Raw genomic sequence first — 18,124 nt, 5'->3', positions numbered from 1 at the left:
AGCTGTTCCGTATACGGTCACGGGCCCGGCGGCCGTACGGCTCACGGGCCTGGTCGTCGTCGCGGGCGCGGCCGCTCCGGGTAAGGACACCCTGAGATGCGGTCGGCCGGGTCGATCGACTAGCAAGACCCCATGGCGGTGTTCGTCGCGCTCGGCGCGTTCCTGATGACTCTGGCCGGCGGCTGGGTCGCGCAACGCGTCACCGACCGCCGCCACCTGGTGCTCGGCTTCGCGGGCGGGCTGATGCTCGGCGTGGTCGGCCTGGACCTGCTGCCGGAGGCGATGGAGGCCGCGGGCGCGCCGGTCTTGGGCGTGCCCGCAGCTCTGCTGCTCTTCGTCGGCGGCTTCCTGGTGGCCCATCTGGTGGAGGGACTGCTCGCCGTGCGCCAGGTGGCACACGGGGCGAGTGGCGAACGCGTACCGCGGGTGGGGCTGACGGCGGCGGCCGCGATGGTCGGCCACAGCCTGATGGACGGCATCGCGCTCGGCGCCGCCTTCCAGGTCAGCGGAGCCATGGGCGTGGCCGTCGCGCTGGCGGTGATCAGTCATGACTTCGCCGACGGATTCAACACGTACACCCTCACCAGTCTTTACGGGAACGCCCGTCGCAAGGCGCTCCTGATGCTGTTCGCGGCCGCCGTGGCACCGGTCGTGGGCGCCGCGACGACGCTGCTGTTCACCCTTCCGGAGGAACTGCTCGGCGGCTATCTCGGATTCTTCGGCGGAGCGCTGCTCTACCTGGCCGCCGCGGAGATTCTTCCCGAGGCACACCACACCCATCCCGCCCGCTCCACCCTCCTCTGCACCATCGGAGGCGTGGGCTTCATCTGGCTGGTGGTCGGCATCGCGGAGTGAGCCGTACGTGCGCCGGCGTGCGCCCCGGTACGCCTCACCGCACCCGGCAGTGCTCCACGAACCGCCGCGCCACCTCGGGCGAGGCGGCCCAGTGGGTGTGCAGATAGCTGGCGTGCACGCCCCGCTGGACGTACCCCTCCACCCGACGCTCCGGCTGGTGCATGCCCCACGCCGGCACCGGCCCCGCGCCCGGCTCCAGCACCGTCCGGTGGAACTCATGGCCGCGCATCCGGGTCCCGGCCGCCGCCAGCGGACTCTCGGAGACCGCCACCGCCTGCCGGTACCCGAGCGTGAGCCGCTCCGACATCCGGGCCTCCGCGTCCAGCACCCCGCACATCGGCTTCCCGTCCAGCTCCCGCGCCAGATAGAGCAGCCCGGCGCACTCGGCGGCCACCGGAGCGCCGCTCAGGGCCAGTTCGGTCACGGCCCGCCGCAGCGGCTCGTTGGCCGACAGTTCGGGTGCGTACACCTCCGGGAACCCGCCGCCGATCACCAGCCCCGCCGTGCCGGCCGGCAGCTTCTCGTCCCGCAGCGGGTCGAAGACCACGACCTCCGCGCCGGCCGCCGTCAGCAGCTCGGCGTGTTCCGCGTACGCGAAGGTGAACGCCGCTCCGCCGGCCACCGCGACGACGGGCCGCGGGCCTTGGGCCGGGGCGTACGCCGGTGCCCACGGCTCGTCCGCCAGCGCGGGCGCCGTCCGCGCCAGCGCCATCAGCGCGTCCAGGTCGCACCCGGCGAGAACCCGCTCACCCATGGCCCGTACGGCATCCACCGCATCGTCCTGCCGCTCGGCCACCGGCACCAGACCCAGGTGGCGCGAAGGCGTCGCGACCTGAGGCGCCCGGCGCAGCACACCGAGCACCGGAAGCCCCGACTCGTCCAACGCGTCCCGCAACAGCGCCTCGTGCCGGTCGGAGGCCACCTTGTTCAGGATCACGCCGCCGATCCGCACCTGAGGGTCCCAGGAGGCGAAGCCGTGCACCAGCGCCGCCACCGACCGCGACTGCGAGGAAGCGTCGACCACCAGCACCACCGGCGCCCTGAGCAGCTTCGCCACCTGCGCGGTCGACGCCAGCTCACCTTGGCCCGAGGCACCGTCGTACAGCCCCATCACGCCCTCGACCACGGCGAGGTCACACCCCGACGACCCGTGCGCGAAGAGCGGAGCGACCAGCTCCGGCCCGCACATGTACGCGTCGAGATTCCGGCCCGGGCGGCCCGTCGCCAGCGAGTGGTAGCCCGGATCGATGTAGTCCGGGCCCACCTTGTGCGGCGAGACGGCGAGCCCGCGCGCGGCGAAGGCGGCCATCAGGCCGGTGGCGACGGTGGTCTTGCCGCTGCCCGAGGCCGGAGCGGCGATGACCAGACGGGGCGTACTCACCACTCGATGCCCCTCTGGCCCTTCTGTCCCGCGTCCATCGGGTGCTTGACCTTCGACATGTCGGTCACCAGGTCGGCGGCCTCGATCAGCGCGTCCGGCGCGTTGCGGCCGGTGATCACCACATGCTGGGTGCCGGGCCGGTTCCGCATGACCTCGACGACCTCGTCGGTGTCGATCCAGCCCCAGTGCAGCGGATAGGCGAACTCGTCCAGCACATACAGCTTGTACGTCTCGGCCGCCAGGTCACGCTTGACCTGCTCCCAGCCCTCGCGGGCCTTCTCCTCGTTGTCGAGCTGGCCGTCGCGCTGGACCCAGGACCAGCCCTCGCCCATCTTGTGCCAGTCGACCGTGCCGCCCTCGCCGCTCGCGCCCAGCACCTTCAGCGCGTTCTCCTCGCCGACCTTCCACTTCGCCGACTTCACGAACTGGAACACCCCGATCGGCCAGCCCTGGTTCCAGGCCCGCAGCGCGAGCCCGAATGCCGCTGTCGACTTGCCCTTGCCTATGCCCGTGTGGACGAACAGGAGCGGGCGGTTGCGGCGCTGACGGGTGGTGAGCCCGTCGTCCGGTACCGATGTCGGCTGTCCCTGCGGCATTAAGCGGCCCTCCCGGCTGCGGTGACGTCCTTGACGAGCCCGGCGATCGAGTCGGCCCGCAGCTCGTCGAGCGTGACGGCGGTGCCTCCCAGCTCCCGGGCCAGCTCCCCGGCGAGACCGAGGCGTACGTACCCCGACTCGCAGTCCACGACGACCGACGCCGTCCCTTCGGCGCGGTGCAGCCGCCCGGCCCGGCCTGCGAGCGCCACCGGCTCCGGACCGCCGGTCGCCCGGCCGTCCGTCACCACGACGAGCAGCGGCCGCCGCGACGGATCGCGCAACCGCTCCACGCGCAGCACGTCATGGGCCTTCAGCAGCCCGGCGGCCAGAGGCGTACGGCCACCGGTCGGCAGCGACTCCAGCCGGGCGGCGGCCGCGTCCACGGACGAGGTCGGCGGCAGCGCCACCTCGGCCTCCTTGCCCCGGAAGGTGACCAGTCCGACCTTGTCCCGCCGCTGGTAGGCGTCGAGCAGCAGCGACAGCACGGCTCCCTTGACCGCGCTCATCCGCTGCCGGGCCGCCATCGACCCGGACGCGTCCACGACGAACAGCACGAGGTTGCCCTCGCGTCCCTCACGGGTCGCCTGCCGCAGATCGTCCCGCCGCACCACGAGCCCGCGCCCGGACCGCCCGCGCGCACGCTGGTGCGGTGCGGCCGCCTGGATGGTGGCGGCGAGGTGCAGTTTGGTGAGAGCGCCTTGTGGCCGGACCGATCCTGTGGTCCGACCATGCGCCGTACGGGCCCGAGAACGCCGCCCCGCAGCGCCTTCTCCCAGCCCCGGAACACTGAGCATCTTCGTACGGAACGGCTCGGCGGCCGCCACGGGCTGCTGCTCGGCTCCGGCGGACCGGCCCGGCGCGTCGGGAGCGCCTTCGGGAGCCTGCGACGGCGTGTCGTCCGAGCCGCCGTCGCTCTGCGGAGGCGTGCGGTCGCCGTCGGCCTGAGGCGGCACGCCACCGCCACCGCCACCGTCGCCGCCATCGGGACCCGGATCGGGATCGTCGTCGCCGTCGTCGCTCTCCTGCGGGCCCGCCTCGTCCAAGGTCTGATCGAGCTTGTCCTCGTCCAGGCCCGGCGCGTCGAACGGGTTGCGGCGCCGGCGGTGAGGCAGGGCCAGGAGAGCGGCCTGCCGTACGTCGTCGGCGGTGACCTCCTCGCGTCCGGCCCAGGCGGCGAGCGCGGTCGCGGTACGGGCCATCACGATGTCCGCCCGCATCCCGTCGACCTCGAACGCGGCACAGGTCGCGGCGATCTGCCGCAACACGCCGTCACCGAGCACGACACGCGGCAGCAGGGCGCGCGCGGCGGCGATGCGCTCCCGGAGCGCCGTCTCCTCCTCGGCCCAGCGCGCGGCGAACGCCTCGGGATCGTCGTCGTACGCGAGCCGGCGCCGTACGACCTCCACCCGCTCATCGGTGTCCCGGGAGGCGGCCACCTCCACGGTCAGCCCGAACCGGTCCAGCAACTGCGGCCGCAGCTCGCCCTCTTCCGGGTTCATCGTTCCGACCAGCAGGAACCGTGCCGCATGCCGTACGGAGACGCCTTCGCGCTCCACGTACGAGGCACCCATGGCGGCCGCGTCCAGCAGCAGGTCCACCAGGTGGTCGTGGAGCAGGTTGACCTCATCCACGTACAGGATCCCGCGGTGCGCGTCCGCCAGCAGCCCCGGCTCGAACGCCTTCACGCCCTCCGAGAGCGCCCGCTCGATGTCCAGCGCCCCCACGAGCCGGTCCTCGGACGCGCCGACGGGCAGCTCGACGGTCCGCGCCGGACGCGACACACCGGCCGCCTCCGCGTGCGGCCCATCGGGACACGCCGGATCGGGCGAGGCCGGATCACAGGAGAACCGGCAGCCGGGGACGACGGAGACCTCGGGCATCAGCGCGGCGAGCGCCCGCACGGCGGTGGACTTGGCGGTCCCCTTCTCACCGCGCACCAGCACACCACCGACGGCCGGACTGACGGCATTCAGCAACAGCCCGAGCCGCAGGTCGTCCTGCCCGACGATCGCGGTGAAGGGATACGGCGTACTCACTTGGCCTCCTCGTCGACATGAACATCAGCAACCGCAGGCCCAGCGGGCCCGGCGATTTCAAGCCCCTCCGGCGATTGAGGAGCGGGGTCCGGTGCAGCGCCCCGGCTCTGCGGCCCACCCGCACCCAACGCCGGCGCCCCCGGCGGCACGAACGGCAACCCCACCGGCGCGCCCTCCTCGATCAACCGCCACAACGCGTCCGTATCCGCGTGCTCCTCCACCAGATCCCCGAGCCGATCCAGCTGCTCCTCCCGCAACACCCCGAAGCTCGTGTCCGGCGCCGGCACGAACCGCCGCCCGGCGGCCCGGGCCACCTCCTCCAGGAACCGCCGCCGGAACCCGTCGCTCTCCAGCGACCCGTGCCAGTGCGTCCCCCACACCGCACCGACCCGGCACCCGTCCAGGAACGGCTCGCCGCCCCGCACATCGGCCACCCCGTGGTGGATCTCGTACCCCTCCACCGGCTCACCGAGCGCCGAACCCACCGGCCGCGCCAGCGTCTTGGCCCGCTCGAAGCGCACACGTACGGGAAGGAGCCCCAGCCCGTCCACGACTCCGGCCCGCGACTCCACCTCGTCCTCGATCCGCTCACCGAGCACCTGGAACCCGCCGCAGATCCCCAGCACCGGCCGGCCCGCGCGCGCCCGCCGCACCAGCGCCTCCGCGAGACCGCGCTCGCGCAGCCAGGCCAGCGCCTTCACCGTGCCGCGCGTGCCCGGCACGACGACCAGGTCCGCGTCGGCCAGCTCCTCGGCCCGGTCCACGAACCGCACGACGACACCCGGTTCGGCGGCCAGCGCGTCCACATCCGTGAAGTTGGACATCAACGGCACCGCGCAGACCGCGACCCGCAACACGTCCTCGCCGTGCGGCGGTGCCACGACCGACTCGCGCACCGCACCGCGCAGGGACACCCGCAGGCCGTCCTCCTCGTCGATGCCGAGCCCGTGGGCGTACGGCAGCACTCCGTACGTACGCCGCCCGGTCAGCCCGTACAGCATGTCCAGCCCCGGCTCCAGCAGCGAGACATCGCCCCGGAACTTGTTCACCAGGTACCCGGCGACCAGCGACTGGTCCTCCGCGCTCAGCAGCGCCGTCGTCCCGAAGAACGACGCGAAGACTCCACCCCGGTCGATGTCGCCGACCACCAGCACGGGAAAGCGGGCGGCCCGCGCGATCCCCATGTTCACGATGTCCGTCCGCCGCAGGTTGATCTCGGCCGGCGACCCGGCCCCTTCGCAGATCACCGCGTCGTGTGTGGACCGCAGCTGCTCCAGGCAGTCCGTGACCGTCCCGAGCAACGCCTCCTGCCGGCCGCCGTGGTAGCCACGGGCGCTCATCTCGCCGACCGGCTTGCCCATCAGGACGACCTGGCTGGAGCGGTCGCTGCCGGGCTTGAGCAGGACCGGGTTCATCAGGGCCGTCGGCTCGACCCGGGCGGCCTGCGCCTGCATGGCCTGCGCGCGGCCGATCTCGGCGCCTTCACGGGTCACGAAGGAGTTGAGGGACATGTTCTGCGCCTTGAACGGCGCGACCTTCACGCCCCGGCGCACCAGCCAGCGGCAGATGCCCGCCGTGACGACGCTCTTGCCCGCGTCGGAGGTCGTCCCCGCGACCAGCAGCCCACCGCTCATGCCCGTCCCCGCCCCTGTCCTGTCGACGACCGTCCCGCGACCACGCGCCCCACGACCGTCCGGCCCACCACGCACACGCCGAGGGCCAGCACACTCACCCGCCGCGACAGCCGCACCGCGCGTTCGATGTCGGCGCTGCGGACCTCCTGGCCCGACGCACCGTTCAGCACCGGCCGGTGCTCGACGCGCCCGGCGTACGCCAGCGTCCCGCCGAGCCGTACGCCGAGCGCTCCCGCGAACGCGGCCTCCACCGGTCCCGCGTTCGGGCTCGGATGGCGCCCCGCGTCCGCCTTCCAGGCGCGTACGGCCTCCGAAGGGCGCCCGCCGGCCACCACGGCCAGCGCGGCCGTCAGCCGGGCGCCGGGCCATCCCGCCACGTCGTCCAGGCGGGCCGAGGCCCAGCCGTAACGGCGGTGACGAGGCGACTTGTGACCGACCATCGCGTCCAGCGTGTTCACGGCCCGGAAGCCGACGAGCCCCGGAACCCCGCCGATCGCGCCCCACACCAGCGCGCCGACGACGGCGTCCGAGGTGTTCTCCGCGACCGACTCCACGACGGCGCGGGCGATCTGGGGCCCGTCCAGGGCCTGCGGATCGCGCCCGCACAGGTGCGGCAGCCGCTCCCGGGCCACCTCCAGGTCACCGGCGGCCAGCGCACCGCCGATGGCCCGGGCCTCCCGGCCCAGCGACGTGCCGCCGACGACCGACCAGGTGGTGGCGGCCGTCAGCGCGACGGCGAGCGCGGGACGGTTCCGTACGGCACGGGCGGCCAGCGCGGCGGCTCCTACGGCGCCTCCGGCGCAGAGCAGCGTGTGCAGCGCGCCCCGGCCCCGGTCGTCACGCCACAGCAGGGACTCCACCCGCGCGGCGGCCCGGCCGAACCCGGCGACAGGATGCCTGCGGCGCGGATCGCCGAGAGCCGCGTCGGCGATCAGCCCGGCGGTGGCGCCGTACGCGAAGACGCGATCGACACGCACGGTTCAGCCCGCCGTGGGCAGAGGCGTTCCGGCACGAAGAGGTACAGGATGCGGCGCACGGCGGCCGGGCATGGCTTATGTCCTCACTCAGGGTCCGCGCCCTGGTTCGACGTGACCGGCGACAAGAGTCTCCTGGCTTCCGGATCCGCGCTTCCCCCGGCCTTCCAGCCCTCGTCGCGAGGGCCGTGACATCCGGTGTGGGGGAGTGCTCCCCGGTGACAGTGGCGGGACCGCGCCGGATTCGCACCGGCTTCCTCTTCTGTCGCCGTAAATGGCTCCGGCAGTCCACCACGCTGCGAGAACGGCCGTCAACTTGCTGTTGACCTGCGGAGCCCCGGTGTGCGCAGACGCACATCGGGCCGGACACACGGTGGTGTGTCCGGCCCGAAGGAACGTGTCGGTGCGGTCAGGCGACGATCAGATAGATCCCGTACGCGACCGCCGCCACGCACGCCGCGAAGCAGGCGTACGCGCCGGTGCGCGCCAGCGCGGCCGTACCGCCGGTGGCGCCGCCGGTGGCACCGCCGGCCGGGGCCGACAGCTTGGAGAGGGCGACGATGCCCAGGGTGAAGAGGCCGACCAGTGCGACGGTGACCACGAGACTGACACCGAAGACGGAGGCGAGAGCTGCCCAGTCGATTTTCATACGGATCTGTCCTTACACCGTGGCCGCGGGGCGGGGCGTGTCGTCGGGTGCCGCGGCCGGGGCCGGGATGGTGGTCGAGAGCTCGGAGACCGCGCCGGCGGTGGGCGGCGGAGCGACCGCGGCCATGGCGGTGGTGACGATGCCCTGCGGCTCGTCCGCCGTCGCGTCGTCGGTGTCGTTGACGTTGGTGTGGTCGACCGGCTGGCGGCGCGAGGCCAGCCAGATGGCGAAGGAGCCGCCGATCAGGATGACCGCCGTGACGGCGATGCCCCAGGGGCCCTGCTTGGTGAGGAACTCGGCGCCCGCGCCGACCAGACCCGCGGCCGGGAGCGTGAGGCCCCAGGCGACGAACATCCGGGTGGCGGTGGACCAGCGGACCACGCCGCCCTTGCGGCCGAGGCCCGCGCCCATCACGGCACCCGAGCAGGACTGGGTGGTGGAGAGCGAGAAGCCGAGGTGCGAGGAGGCCAGGATGACGGTCGCCGCGCTGGTCTGGGCGGCGAAGCCCTGCGGCGGCCGGAGGTCGGTGAGGCCCTTGCCCATGGTGCGGATGATGCGCCAGCCGCCGAGGTAGGTGCCGAGCGCGATGGCGATACCGGCCGAGACGATGACCCACATGGGCGGGTTGGAGCCGGGGGCCAGGACACCGCTGGTGACCAGCGCCAGCGTGATGATGCCCATCGTCTTCTGCGCGTCGTTGGTGCCGTGGGCGAGCGAGACGAGACCGGCGGAGGCGATCTGGCCGGCCCGGTAGCCCTTGGCGGTCGACTTCTGCTGGTTCGGGTCGGTGACGTTCCGGTTGATCCGGTACGTGAGCCGGGTGGCCAGCATCGCGGCGATACCGGCGACCAGCGGGGCGGCGATCGCGGGCAGCAGCACCTTGGTGACGACGGTGCCGCCGTTGATCGAGGACCAGCCGGCCGACATCACGGCGGCGCCGATCAGACCGCCGAACAGGGCGTGGGAGGAGCTGGACGGGAGGCCCAGCAGCCAGGTGAAGAGATTCCACAGGATGGCGCCGACGAGCGCCGCGAAGATGACCTCTGTTCTGATGCCGTCCTCGTTGACGATCCCGCCGGAGATCGTCTTGGCGACCTCCACCGACAGGAACGCGCCGATCAGGTTGAGAACGGCGGACATGGCCACCGCTGTCTTGGGCTTCATCGCGCCGGTCGAGATGGTGGTCGCCATCGCGTTGGCGGTGTCGTGGAAACCGTTCGTGAAATCGAACACGAGAGCTGTTACGACCACAATCGCAAGCAGCAGCGTGATGTGTTCCATTTACCCAGGCAATCGTTCGACGTCAGTGGCTCGTGGACCGTAGGCAACCTGAGTGAACGGAAGATGAACTGGGTGGGGCGCTGTGGTGACCCGAATCGGAGTGCGGTGGTTCCGCTTGTGTGCGGGAGGGGTTGCGGGATGCCCGTGGTGCACCGGCTGGTCTGCCCTTTACTCCTCGTTGGCGAAGTTTTTGACGGTCACATCCGACCCCGGAAGAGATCCCGGTCACGTGGGGCGTGACGTTCCGGTTTCCGGCCGCCGCCCCTACGCTCGCCCCATGAGCGAGCAGCAGGCGGAATCAGTCGCCCTGGCCTGGCGGGACGTGGTCGCGACCGCCCGCCGGAGCGCCGCCGAGGGCCTGGTCGTCGGCACCTCCGGCAATGTGTCGGCCCGCGTCGGAGACCTGGTCCTGGTGACGCCCACCGGCGTGCCGTACGACCGGCTCGGAGCGGAGGACGCGGTCGGCGTCGACCTGGACGGGCGGCAGGTGCTGGGGCAGCTGAGGCCCACCAGCGAACTCCCGCTCCACCTCGCGGTCTACACGGAGACCGACGCCGCCGCCGTGGTCCACACCCACGCGGTGCACGCCACCGCCGTCTCCACCCTCGTCACCGAGGTGCCGCTCGTGCACTACGCGGCCGCCATCCTCGGCGGCCCCGTCCGCACCGCCCCGTACGCCCGCTACGGCACGCCCGAGCTGGCCGACGCCATGCTCACCGCGCTGCGCGGCCGCACCGGCTGCCTCCTGGCCAACCACGGCACCGTCACCTACGGCTCCACCCTCGGCCAGGCCTACGAGCGCACCGCCCAGCTGGAGTGGCTCTGCCGCCTCTGGCTCACCGCGAGCGCGCTGCCCGGCCGCACCCCGTCGCTGCTCAGCGGGGCCCAGCTCGACGAGGTGACCGAGGCGCTCAAGGGATACGGCCAGCCCGGCTGATCCACAGCGCCGCCCCGTCCGCGCCACACCGGACGGCCCCGCCCACTGGCACCACGGCGTCCGTCCCACGACACTGAAGCGGTGCGCCCGGCAACTGCGACGGCAACGGCCGTCACCACGATTTTCGGCGCCGGCGCGGCAGCTGTCGCCGCCGGCCGGTACGCCAGTGACGCCGCCCTCAAGGCGGCGCCCGGACGGCCCCTCCCCGCCGACCGCAGACTCACCGTGCACGCCACGGCGATCGAGCGGATCACCCTGACCCGCTCGCTCACCGCGCTCCGCCCCGGCACGTACGGGATCGAGGGCCCCGGAGTCCACGCCGTGGTCGGGCCCGTCGTGGAAGGCGCCGAGTCCACCGCCGACACCGTCGTCCGCACCCTGGAGCGGGTCACCCACGGCCTCCTCGAACCCGGCGACAAGGTCCGCCTCACGCCCGAGCTCTACCGAGGCGACCCGGGCAGCGCGCTCGGCCTGGAGTTCCGGGAGGTCGAGATCCCCGGCGAGCTCGGCGGACTGCCCGCCTGGTGGGTCCCCGGCGAGCGCGACACCTGGATCATCACCGCGCACGGCCTCGGCACCACCCGCGAGCACCCCATGAACCTGATGGGCTTCCTGAGCGATCAGCAGTTCCCCGTACTGGACCTCGCCTACCGAGGAGACGCCGGAGCCCCGCGTCCCGCCGACGGCCTCGGCCACCTCGGCGCCTCCGAATGGCGCGACCTGGACGCCGCGATGCGCTTCGCCGTCCGCTACGGCGCCCGGAACGTGATCCTGTACGGCTGGTCCACCGGCGCCTCCATGGCCCTGCACGCCGCCGTGAACTCTCCGCTGCGCGAGCGCGTCGGCGGCCTCGTCCTGGACTCCCCGGTCCTGGACTGGCCGACCACGCTGCGCGCGCTGGCCGCCGCCCGCGGAGTCCCCGCCGCTCTGCTGCCGCTGGCGGTCCGCGCCGCGCAGGGCCGGACCGGGATGACCTCGGCCCCGCTCCTGGACACCTCCCTGGCCGACGAGCTGCCCGCACCGACGCTGATCCTGCACGGCCCGGACGACACGATCGCGCCGTGGCGCCCGTCCCGGGAGCTGGCCGCCCGCCGGCCGGACCTGGTCAGCGTCCACGCCGTACAGCAGGCTCCGCATGCGTCGATGTGGAACGCGGATCCCGGCCGTTACGAAGAGACCCTCAGGCGTTTCCTCACGCCCCTGATGTGAGGTGATGGCCGCATCGGTCCCTTTGGTCGCCGCACCCCCGGTAACCCCGCGCGTACCGGTGAAACGGCTTCCGTTTGGGCTTTCGGGCCGTCAGAGGCAAGACTGCTCCCGTGACGTCCCGTACCCCGCGCGACTCCAGGCTGCGACTTGTCCGCCCGCGACCTCTTGCCACCGCCCGCAAGGCCGTGACCACCCGGCGCACCAGGCCGGCCCCCAGGCCCCCCGAGGGCACCCCGCCCCGCACCGAACTGGCCCGCCAGGCCCGGTCGGTCCTCGCCGACGCCGTGCGCATCGCCCACTGGGCCGCCGGCGCCCCCGCACCCGGCAGCGCCGCACCCCTCGCCACCCAGGCCCTCGAACGGGCCGCGACGGCCCTGGAGCTCTCTCCGGCCCAGGTGCGCGCGGGCTGGGACCGGGCCCGGCTGGCCGGCCTGATCGAGCTGCACGGCGACACGGCCCGCCCCGGCTGGCGGCTGCGCGCCTGGGACCGGGACGACTCGGCCGTGCTGCGCGGCTGGGTCGCGCTCTTCGACGCTTGGTCGCTGGTCCACGCCGCGCCCGAGGACATCGAGGCCGGAGCGGTCGCCGAAGCCGTCGAGGCCGTGCCTCAGGTGCTGTCGCTCCTCCAGCTCTCCGCGGGCCCCGTCCCCGTACCCGCTCTCCTGGACCTCCTCGCGCAGCGCATCGCCGAGCTCCAGGAGGAGCGCTGCGAAGTCCCGTACGGCGCCGGCCGCGCGGGAGGACCCGGCGAACCGGCCACCGCGGGCCCGGCGGCCGACCGCAGCGCCGACCTCGACGCCCTCCTGCTCGACTGGGCCCTCGAAGGCCTCGCCGCCGTCGGCGCCCTGACCCTCGGCCACGGCCACGCCACCCTCACCCCGCTCGGCAACTGGGCGGTCTGGGTCAAGCTGGAACAGATCTGCGTCGCCGCCCAGAGCCCGGCCGGCAACATCGAGCAGTCCGCCGCCGACATGCTGCTCGGCTGCGCCCGCCTCACCCCCGGACCGGCCCGCGCCGAATACCGGGCCTGGCTCGCCGCCCGTACGGTCGGCAGCGCCGTCGCCGAACTCCTCGCCGTCGCCCGCGGCGAGGACGCGCTGCTGCGGGGCCTGGCCTTCGAGGCGCTCCGCGTCGTCGGCGCTCCGGCCGAGCCCGAGGTCCGCGCCGTGGTCGACCACCCGTCGCTGCGGCCCTACGCGCTGCTCTGGCTCGCCGAGTACGAAGGCGCCGACCCGGACGACGCGCAGGAGATCCTCAGCCGTGAGGAGGCCACCTGGCTCTGGGTCGACACCGCCGCCGCCGTCGCCGACCACGGCGAGACCGGGCTGCTGGTGCGCCACCTCGACTCCGCCGTCCAGGGCACGGTCCCGGCCCTGCTCGACGAGGTCCGAGCCGTCGGCCACCCGCGCACGGTCCAGGTCCTGGTGGCCCTGGCCGCCGCGCATCCCGACCCGGCCCTGGCCAAGGCGGTCCGCCGCGCCGCCTTCCAGGTCCACACCGGCGGAGCCTGAGAGTCCCTACGGCCCCGGGTCCACCGCTCAGCCGGCGGACCCGGGGCCGTACGCGCACGATCCACGCCTCAGGCGAAGGTGTCGCACCGCGCCATGTCACCGCTGCGGAACCCGGTCGAGAACCACTGCTGGCGCTGGGCCGAGGAGCCGTGCGTCCAGGACTCCGGCGTGACCCGGCCCTGGAACCGCTCCTGGATCCGGTCGTCCCCGACCGCCGCCGCCGCGTCCAGACCGTCCCGGATGTCCGCCCGGGTCAGCTCCGTGATCAGCGGCCGGCCCGTCGACTCGTCCGGCGTCGTCGTCGCGTGGTGCGCCCAAACCCCGGCGTAGCAGTCGGCCTGCAGCTCCACCTTCACCGCGTTGCTGTCCGCACCCTGCCGCCCGTCCTGCGAGCGGCTCAGTGTGCCCATCTGGTTCTGCACATGGTGGCCGTACTCGTGCGCGATCACATACGCCTGCGCGAACGGCCCGCCGCTGGAGCCGAACTTCGTCCGCAGCTCGTCGAAGAAGCCCAGGTCCAGATAGACCTTCCGGTCGCCCGGGCAGTAGAACGGCCCCACCGCCGCGGTCGCCGCCCCGCACGCGGTGCCGACCCGCTCGCTGAACAGGACCGTCGGCGCGGCCCCGTAACTCCCGCGCCGCCGCTCGAACTCCTGGCGCCAGAAGTCCTGCACGCTGTTGACCACCGCCACCGTCCGGCAGTCGTCCCGGCTGTTGGCGTCCTGGCCCTTCAGGCAGCTCTCCTGCACCTGCGCCGCCGACGAGGAGGCCGCTCCCGGCTCCGTATCACCGGACGAGAGGCCCAGCTGGTCCGGGCCGACGCCGAACAGCAGCCCCAGGATCAGCGCGATCACGCCCACGATGCCGCCGCCCACGGTGGCCCGCCCGCCCGGGATCCGGCTGCCGCGCACATCCTGGACCTCGGACGTGTCCAGATCGGCGTCGTCGTCGAACTGCATGGGTGCACCTCCGTCGGCTCGGCGGGGACCGGGGTGGCACCCTGCGCCGAGTATCGGACGGTTACCCCCGGCGGGCACGCGGAAAAGCAGTTGCACGCCGCCAGTAGAATGGGGTCATGGCCATTCTCCTTGCGCATTAGCGGCGTCGAGAGACCTCCGCCCTCGTCCCTCCGCCGTCCATCCTGCCCTGGAGTTTTTCCGTGATCACCGCCTCCGGCATCGAGCTGCGCGCCGGCGCCCGCATCCTCATCGAGTCCGCCTCCTTCCGTATCGCCAAGGGCGACCGCATCGGCCTGGTCGGCCGCAACGGAGCGGGCAAGACCACCCTCACCAAGTGCCTCGCCGGCGAGGGCACCCCTGCCGGCGGCACCATCAGCCGCTCCGGCGAGGTCGGCTACCTCCCGCAGGACCCGCGCACCGGCGACCTGGAGATCCTCGCCCGCGACCGCATCCTCTCCGCCCGTGGTCTCGACGAGATCCTGCGCAAGATGCGCGAGAACGAGGAGCGGATGGCGAACGGCAAGGGCGCCACCCGCGAGAAGGCCATGAAGAAGTACGAGCGCCTGGAGACGGAGTTCCTCACCAAGGGCGGGTACGCCGCCGAGGCCGAGGCCGCCACCATCGCCGCCGCGCTCAGCCTGCCCGACCGCGTGCTCGGCCAGCCGCTGCACACGCTCTCCGGCGGTCAGCGCCGCCGCGTCGAGCTGGCCCGGATCCTCTTCTCGGACGCCGACACCCTGCTCCTGGACGAGCCCACCAACCACCTCGACGCGGACTCGATCGTCTGGCTGCGCGACTACCTCAAGACCTACCGCGGCGGCTTCGTCGTGATCTCCCACGACGTCGAACTGGTCGAGACCGTGGTCAACAAGGTCTTCTACCTGGACGCCAACCGCTCGCAGATCGACGTCTACAACATGGGCTGGAAGCTCTACCAGCAGCAGCGCGAGGCCGACGAGAAGCGCCGCAAGCGCGAGCGCCAGAACGCCGAGAAGAAGGCCGCGACCCTCAACGCGCAGGCCGACAAGATGCGCGCGAAGGCCACCAAGACCGTCGCCGCGCAGAATATGGCCAAGCGCGCCGACCGCCTGCTCTCGGGTCTGGAGGCGGTACGGGTCTCCGACAAGGTCGCCAAGCTGCGCTTCCCCGATCCCTCGCCGTGCGGCAAGACCCCGCTGATGGCGGAGGGCCTCTCCAAGTCCTACGGATCGCTGGAGATCTTCACCGACGTCGACCTGGCCATCGACAAGGGCTCCCGGGTCGTCATCCTCGGTCTCAACGGCGCCGGCAAGACCACGCTGCTGCGCCTGCTCGGCGGCGCCGAGAAGCCCGACACCGGCCAGGTCATCGAAGGTCACGGCCTCAAGCTCGGCTACTACGCCCAGGAGCACGAGACCCTCGACCCGGACCGCACGGTCCTGGAGAACATGCGCTCCGCCGCGCCCGACCTCGACCTCGTCGCGGTCCGCAAGACGCTCGGCTCGTTCCTCTTCTCCGGCGACGACGTCGACAAGCCGGCCGGAGTGCTCTCCGGCGGTGAGAAGACCCGGCTCGCGCTGGCGACCCTGGTCGTCTCCTCCGCCAACGTGCTCCTCCTGGACGAGCCGACGAACAACCTGGACCCCGCCAGCCGCGAGGAGATCCTCGGCGCGCTGCGCACGTACAAGGGCGCCGTCGTCCTCGTCACCCACGACGAGGGCGCGGTCGAGGCGCTCCAGCCGGAGCGCATCATCCTGCTCCCGGACGGTGTCGAGGACCTCTGGGGTGCCGACTACCGGGACCTTGTCGCCCTCGCCTGATCCCGCCCGGAGGCAGCTCCAAAGAGGGTGTGGAACCCCTCCGGATAGATCATTCGGCCTACGCGTGATCCACCATCTGCGTGAGGACGTCTCGTACCCCGGTGGTGCGCCCCGCGCTCACCCGGCGCGCGTCCTTTTCCCGACCCCTGCTCCCCGTACGGCTCTGACCTGCCGGTTCTTTCGCCGGCGGACGCCGCACGCCCTGATGGCTGCTCGGAATCAGGGATTCCGCATGGATCGGAGCGCCCTGCGGTCCGGAATCCGGTCGCATCGACCTTGCCGAATGGGTGGCCAGGAAGCGCGGTAGGGGTGATCATGAGAGTCCAGAGCGCACTTCCCATAGAGGAGGCACGGGTGGCCGAGACTCTGAAGAAGGGCAGCCGGGTGACCGGCGCCGCGCGTGACAAGCTCGCGGCAGACCTGAAGAAGAAGTACGACTCCGGTGCGAGCATCAGGGCGCTGGCCGAGGAAACCGGCCGCTCCTACGGGTTCGTCCACCGGATGCTCAGTGAGTCCGGAGTGACGCTGCGAGGACGCGGCGGAGCCACACGAGGCAAGAAGGCCGCTTCGGCCTGAGTGCCCCGGAGGCGTGCGGGCTCATCGGAATTCGGGGTGGCCACCCGGCCGACCTTTCGGTCGTCCGGGTGGTTACTGTTCAGTCACTTAGTTTCTGAGTGCTGACTGCACCCGATCCGGAGGCGCCCCATGACCTCGCTCGACCCTGTGCTCGACAAGGACGGCGTACGGCTCACCGTCGAAGACGCGGTTGCCACGGTGACGCTCACCAACCCGGCCAAGCGCAACGCCCAGTCTCCCGCTCTGTGGCGGGCGTTGACCGAAGCCGGACGGGTGCTGTCCGGCGATGTCCGCGTCGTGGTGCTCCGCGGCGAGGGCAAGTCCTTCTCCGCGGGCCTCGACCGGCAGGCCTTCACGCCGGAAGGATTCGACGGCGAGCCGTCCTTCCTCGACATGGCGCGAGGCCCGGAGGCCGAGCTCGACGCGACCATCGCCGAGTACCAGGAGGCGTTCACCTGGTGGCGCCGCAACGACCTCGTGTCGATCGCGACGGTCCAGGGCCACGCCATCGGCGCCGGCTTTCAGCTCGCTCTCGCCTGCGATCTGCGGATCGTCGCCGAGGACGTGCAATTCGCCATGCGCGAGACGAGCCTCGGCCTCGTTCCCGACCTCACGGGCACCCACCCGCTGGTGAACCTCGTGGGGTACGCCCGCGCGCTCGAGATCTGCGCCACCGGCCGGTTCGTCCACGCCGACGAGGCCGAGCGCACCGGCCTCGCCAACCTCGTGGTCCCCGCCGACCAGCTGGACGCGGCCGCCCGCGACCTGGCCGCCGCACTGATCTCCGCCCCGCGCGACGCCGTCGTGGAGACCAAGGCCCTGCTGTCCGGCGCCCTTTCGCGGGACTACGAAGAGCAGCGCGCCGCCGAGCGCGCCGCCCAGGGCCGTCGGCTGCGCGACCTGGCAGGCATCACCGACTAGCGGCCCGCCGCCACCACGTCGGTGACCAGCACCGACACCGGCAGCCCGGTCCCCGTGGCCGCCGACACCGCCGTGCGCACCGACCGGGCCACATCGAGGGCCCGGCGGTCGTCGGCCGTCGCCACCTCGATGCGGATGTGGTCCTCGGCGGTGTGTACGGCGCTGCCGAGGACCCGGGTCAGCGAGACGACACCGGGGACCGCCGCGGCCGCCTCTCCCGCAGGTCCGTCAACCTTCGCGACCGGGGCCGGAGCGGGCGCGGGCGGGTCCGTCACCTGATCGGGTGCAGCGTCCTCGATCAGTGCCGTCACCCGCAGGTCCACCTCCACGATGTCCAGGCCGAGCCGGGCGGCCGCCGCCGCGACGAGCGCCGCGCGCAGGGCGGCCGCCGCGTCGGGCAGCGGCCGGTCGCCGGCCGCCCGGAACTCCGCCTCGATCCTCAGCGGCCCGGGCGGCAGTCCGCTCGGCGGCGCCGGAGGCACGGCCGCCTCCGGACCGCCCGCCTCCGGACCGCCCGCCTCCGGACCGCCCGCCTCCGGACCGCCCGCCTCCGGACCGCCCGCCTCCACCCGTGTATCCGTGTCGAGCACCACCCGGGCCGGTCCGATCCTCAAGCTCCCCAGCACCGCGCCCTCCACAGCCGCTGCGCGCAGCACCGAGGCCGCCGCCGTCTCCGCGATCCAGGTTCCGTCCACGGCACCACCCAAGGGGAGCAGTCTGCCGAGGCCAAGCCGTTGCCGTACCGCAGCTGTCCATCCGTCGGCCCTCTGCGGGCTCCGCTCCGTCGTCATCGCCCCAGCCTGCCG

General features: G+C 72.9%; 16 protein-coding genes and 1 riboswitch. Of the genes, 7 read left to right on the top strand and 9 right to left on the bottom strand.

The window, feature by feature from the left end:
* Window positions 1-132 precede the first annotated feature (132 nt).
* Complete coding sequence (locus tag ABZ267_RS14965) at window positions 133-855, top strand: ZIP family metal transporter (protein WP_356748486.1); 723 nt, start codon at window positions 133-135, stop codon at window positions 853-855.
* Window positions 856-889: 34 nt separating this feature from the next.
* On the opposite strand, the gene ABZ267_RS14960 is transcribed toward ABZ267_RS14965, so the two are convergent.
* The 7 genes from ABZ267_RS14960 to ABZ267_RS14930 all read right to left on the bottom strand — a co-directional run bounded on the left by ABZ267_RS14960 (window position 890) and on the right by ABZ267_RS14930 (window position 9,406).
* A complete protein-coding gene (locus tag ABZ267_RS14960) occupies window positions 890-2,239 on the bottom strand; it encodes a cobyrinate a,c-diamide synthase (RefSeq protein ID WP_356748484.1) in 1,350 nt (449 codons plus the stop codon).
* Window positions 2,233-2,832, bottom strand: a complete 600-nt coding sequence (gene cobO / locus ABZ267_RS14955; protein WP_026237554.1) for a cob(I)yrinic acid a,c-diamide adenosyltransferase — start codon at window positions 2,830-2,832, stop codon at window positions 2,233-2,235. Before cobO ends, ABZ267_RS14960 begins: the two co-directional genes overlap by 7 nt.
* Window positions 2,832-4,868, bottom strand: a complete 2,037-nt coding sequence (locus ABZ267_RS14950; protein ID WP_356748482.1) for a putative cobaltochelatase — start codon at window positions 4,866-4,868, stop codon at window positions 2,832-2,834. Before ABZ267_RS14950 ends, cobO begins: the two co-directional genes overlap by 1 nt.
* Window positions 4,865-6,502 (bottom strand): cobyric acid synthase, encoded by a 1,638-nt coding sequence (locus ABZ267_RS14945; protein ID WP_356748480.1) that lies wholly within the window; start codon window positions 6,500-6,502, stop codon window positions 4,865-4,867. Before ABZ267_RS14945 ends, ABZ267_RS14950 begins: the two co-directional genes overlap by 4 nt.
* Window positions 6,499-7,479 (bottom strand): cobalamin biosynthesis protein, encoded by a 981-nt coding sequence (locus ABZ267_RS14940; protein ID WP_356748478.1) that lies wholly within the window; start codon window positions 7,477-7,479, stop codon window positions 6,499-6,501. The genes ABZ267_RS14945 and ABZ267_RS14940 overlap by 4 nt, the downstream gene beginning before the upstream one ends.
* 125 nt (window positions 7,480-7,604) lie before the next feature.
* Window positions 7,605-7,738: riboswitch (cobalamin riboswitch) on the bottom strand.
* Between the two features lie 147 nt (window positions 7,739-7,885).
* A complete protein-coding gene (locus ABZ267_RS14935) occupies window positions 7,886-8,125 on the bottom strand; it encodes a hypothetical protein (RefSeq protein WP_356748476.1) in 240 nt (79 codons plus the stop codon).
* 12 nt (window positions 8,126-8,137) lie between these two features.
* Window positions 8,138-9,406: an inorganic phosphate transporter gene (locus tag ABZ267_RS14930; RefSeq protein ID WP_356748474.1), complete on the bottom strand. Its 1,269-nt coding sequence runs from the start codon at window positions 9,404-9,406 to the stop codon at window positions 8,138-8,140.
* Between the two features lie 277 nt (window positions 9,407-9,683).
* Here ABZ267_RS14930 and ABZ267_RS14925 point away from each other — a divergent pair, with 277 nt between their 5' ends.
* The 3 genes from ABZ267_RS14925 to ABZ267_RS14915 all read left to right on the top strand — a co-directional run bounded on the left by ABZ267_RS14925 (window position 9,684) and on the right by ABZ267_RS14915 (window position 13,063).
* Window positions 9,684-10,343, top strand: a complete 660-nt coding sequence (locus ABZ267_RS14925; RefSeq protein WP_356748472.1) for a class II aldolase/adducin family protein — start codon at window positions 9,684-9,686, stop codon at window positions 10,341-10,343.
* Between the two features lie 81 nt (window positions 10,344-10,424).
* Window positions 10,425-11,552: a hypothetical protein gene (locus ABZ267_RS14920; RefSeq protein WP_356748470.1), complete on the top strand. Its 1,128-nt coding sequence runs from the start codon at window positions 10,425-10,427 to the stop codon at window positions 11,550-11,552.
* A gap of 185 nt (window positions 11,553-11,737) precedes the next feature.
* The gene (locus ABZ267_RS14915) at window positions 11,738-13,063 is read left to right on the top strand and encodes a hypothetical protein (protein WP_356748899.1); all 1,326 of its coding nucleotides are present in this window, start codon (window positions 11,738-11,740) and stop codon (window positions 13,061-13,063) included.
* A 68-nt stretch (window positions 13,064-13,131) separates the two neighbouring features.
* On the opposite strand, the gene ABZ267_RS14910 is transcribed toward ABZ267_RS14915, so the two are convergent.
* The gene (locus ABZ267_RS14910; protein ID WP_356748468.1) at window positions 13,132-14,022 is read right to left on the bottom strand and encodes a neutral zinc metallopeptidase; all 891 of its coding nucleotides are present in this window, start codon (window positions 14,020-14,022) and stop codon (window positions 13,132-13,134) included.
* Between the two features lie 200 nt (window positions 14,023-14,222).
* On the opposite strand from ABZ267_RS14910, the gene ABZ267_RS14905 reads away from it, so the two are divergent.
* The 3 genes from ABZ267_RS14905 to ABZ267_RS14895 all read left to right on the top strand — a co-directional run bounded on the left by ABZ267_RS14905 (window position 14,223) and on the right by ABZ267_RS14895 (window position 17,318).
* Window positions 14,223-15,821, top strand: a complete 1,599-nt coding sequence (locus ABZ267_RS14905) for an ABC-F family ATP-binding cassette domain-containing protein (RefSeq protein WP_356748466.1) — start codon at window positions 14,223-14,225, stop codon at window positions 15,819-15,821.
* A gap of 354 nt (window positions 15,822-16,175) precedes the next feature.
* Window positions 16,176-16,397 (top strand): helix-turn-helix domain-containing protein, encoded by a 222-nt coding sequence (locus ABZ267_RS14900; protein WP_006123601.1) that lies wholly within the window; start codon window positions 16,176-16,178, stop codon window positions 16,395-16,397.
* A 129-nt stretch (window positions 16,398-16,526) separates the two neighbouring features.
* Window positions 16,527-17,318 (top strand): enoyl-CoA hydratase/isomerase family protein, encoded by a 792-nt coding sequence (locus ABZ267_RS14895; RefSeq protein WP_356748464.1) that lies wholly within the window; start codon window positions 16,527-16,529, stop codon window positions 17,316-17,318.
* Here the strand turns inward: ABZ267_RS14895 and ABZ267_RS14890 are convergent.
* Window positions 17,315-18,109 (bottom strand): hypothetical protein, encoded by a 795-nt coding sequence (locus ABZ267_RS14890; protein ID WP_356748462.1) that lies wholly within the window; start codon window positions 18,107-18,109, stop codon window positions 17,315-17,317. The genes ABZ267_RS14895 and ABZ267_RS14890 overlap by 4 nt on opposite strands.
* Window positions 18,110-18,124 lie beyond the last annotated feature (15 nt).

The organism is Streptomyces sp. NPDC006174 (assembly GCF_040614075.1).
In the GTDB taxonomy this organism is placed as follows: Bacteria; Actinomycetota; Actinomycetes; order Streptomycetales; family Streptomycetaceae; genus Streptomyces.
Note: the sequence above shows the minus strand (reverse complement) of the source record. Positions and strands in the feature narration are given on the sequence as shown.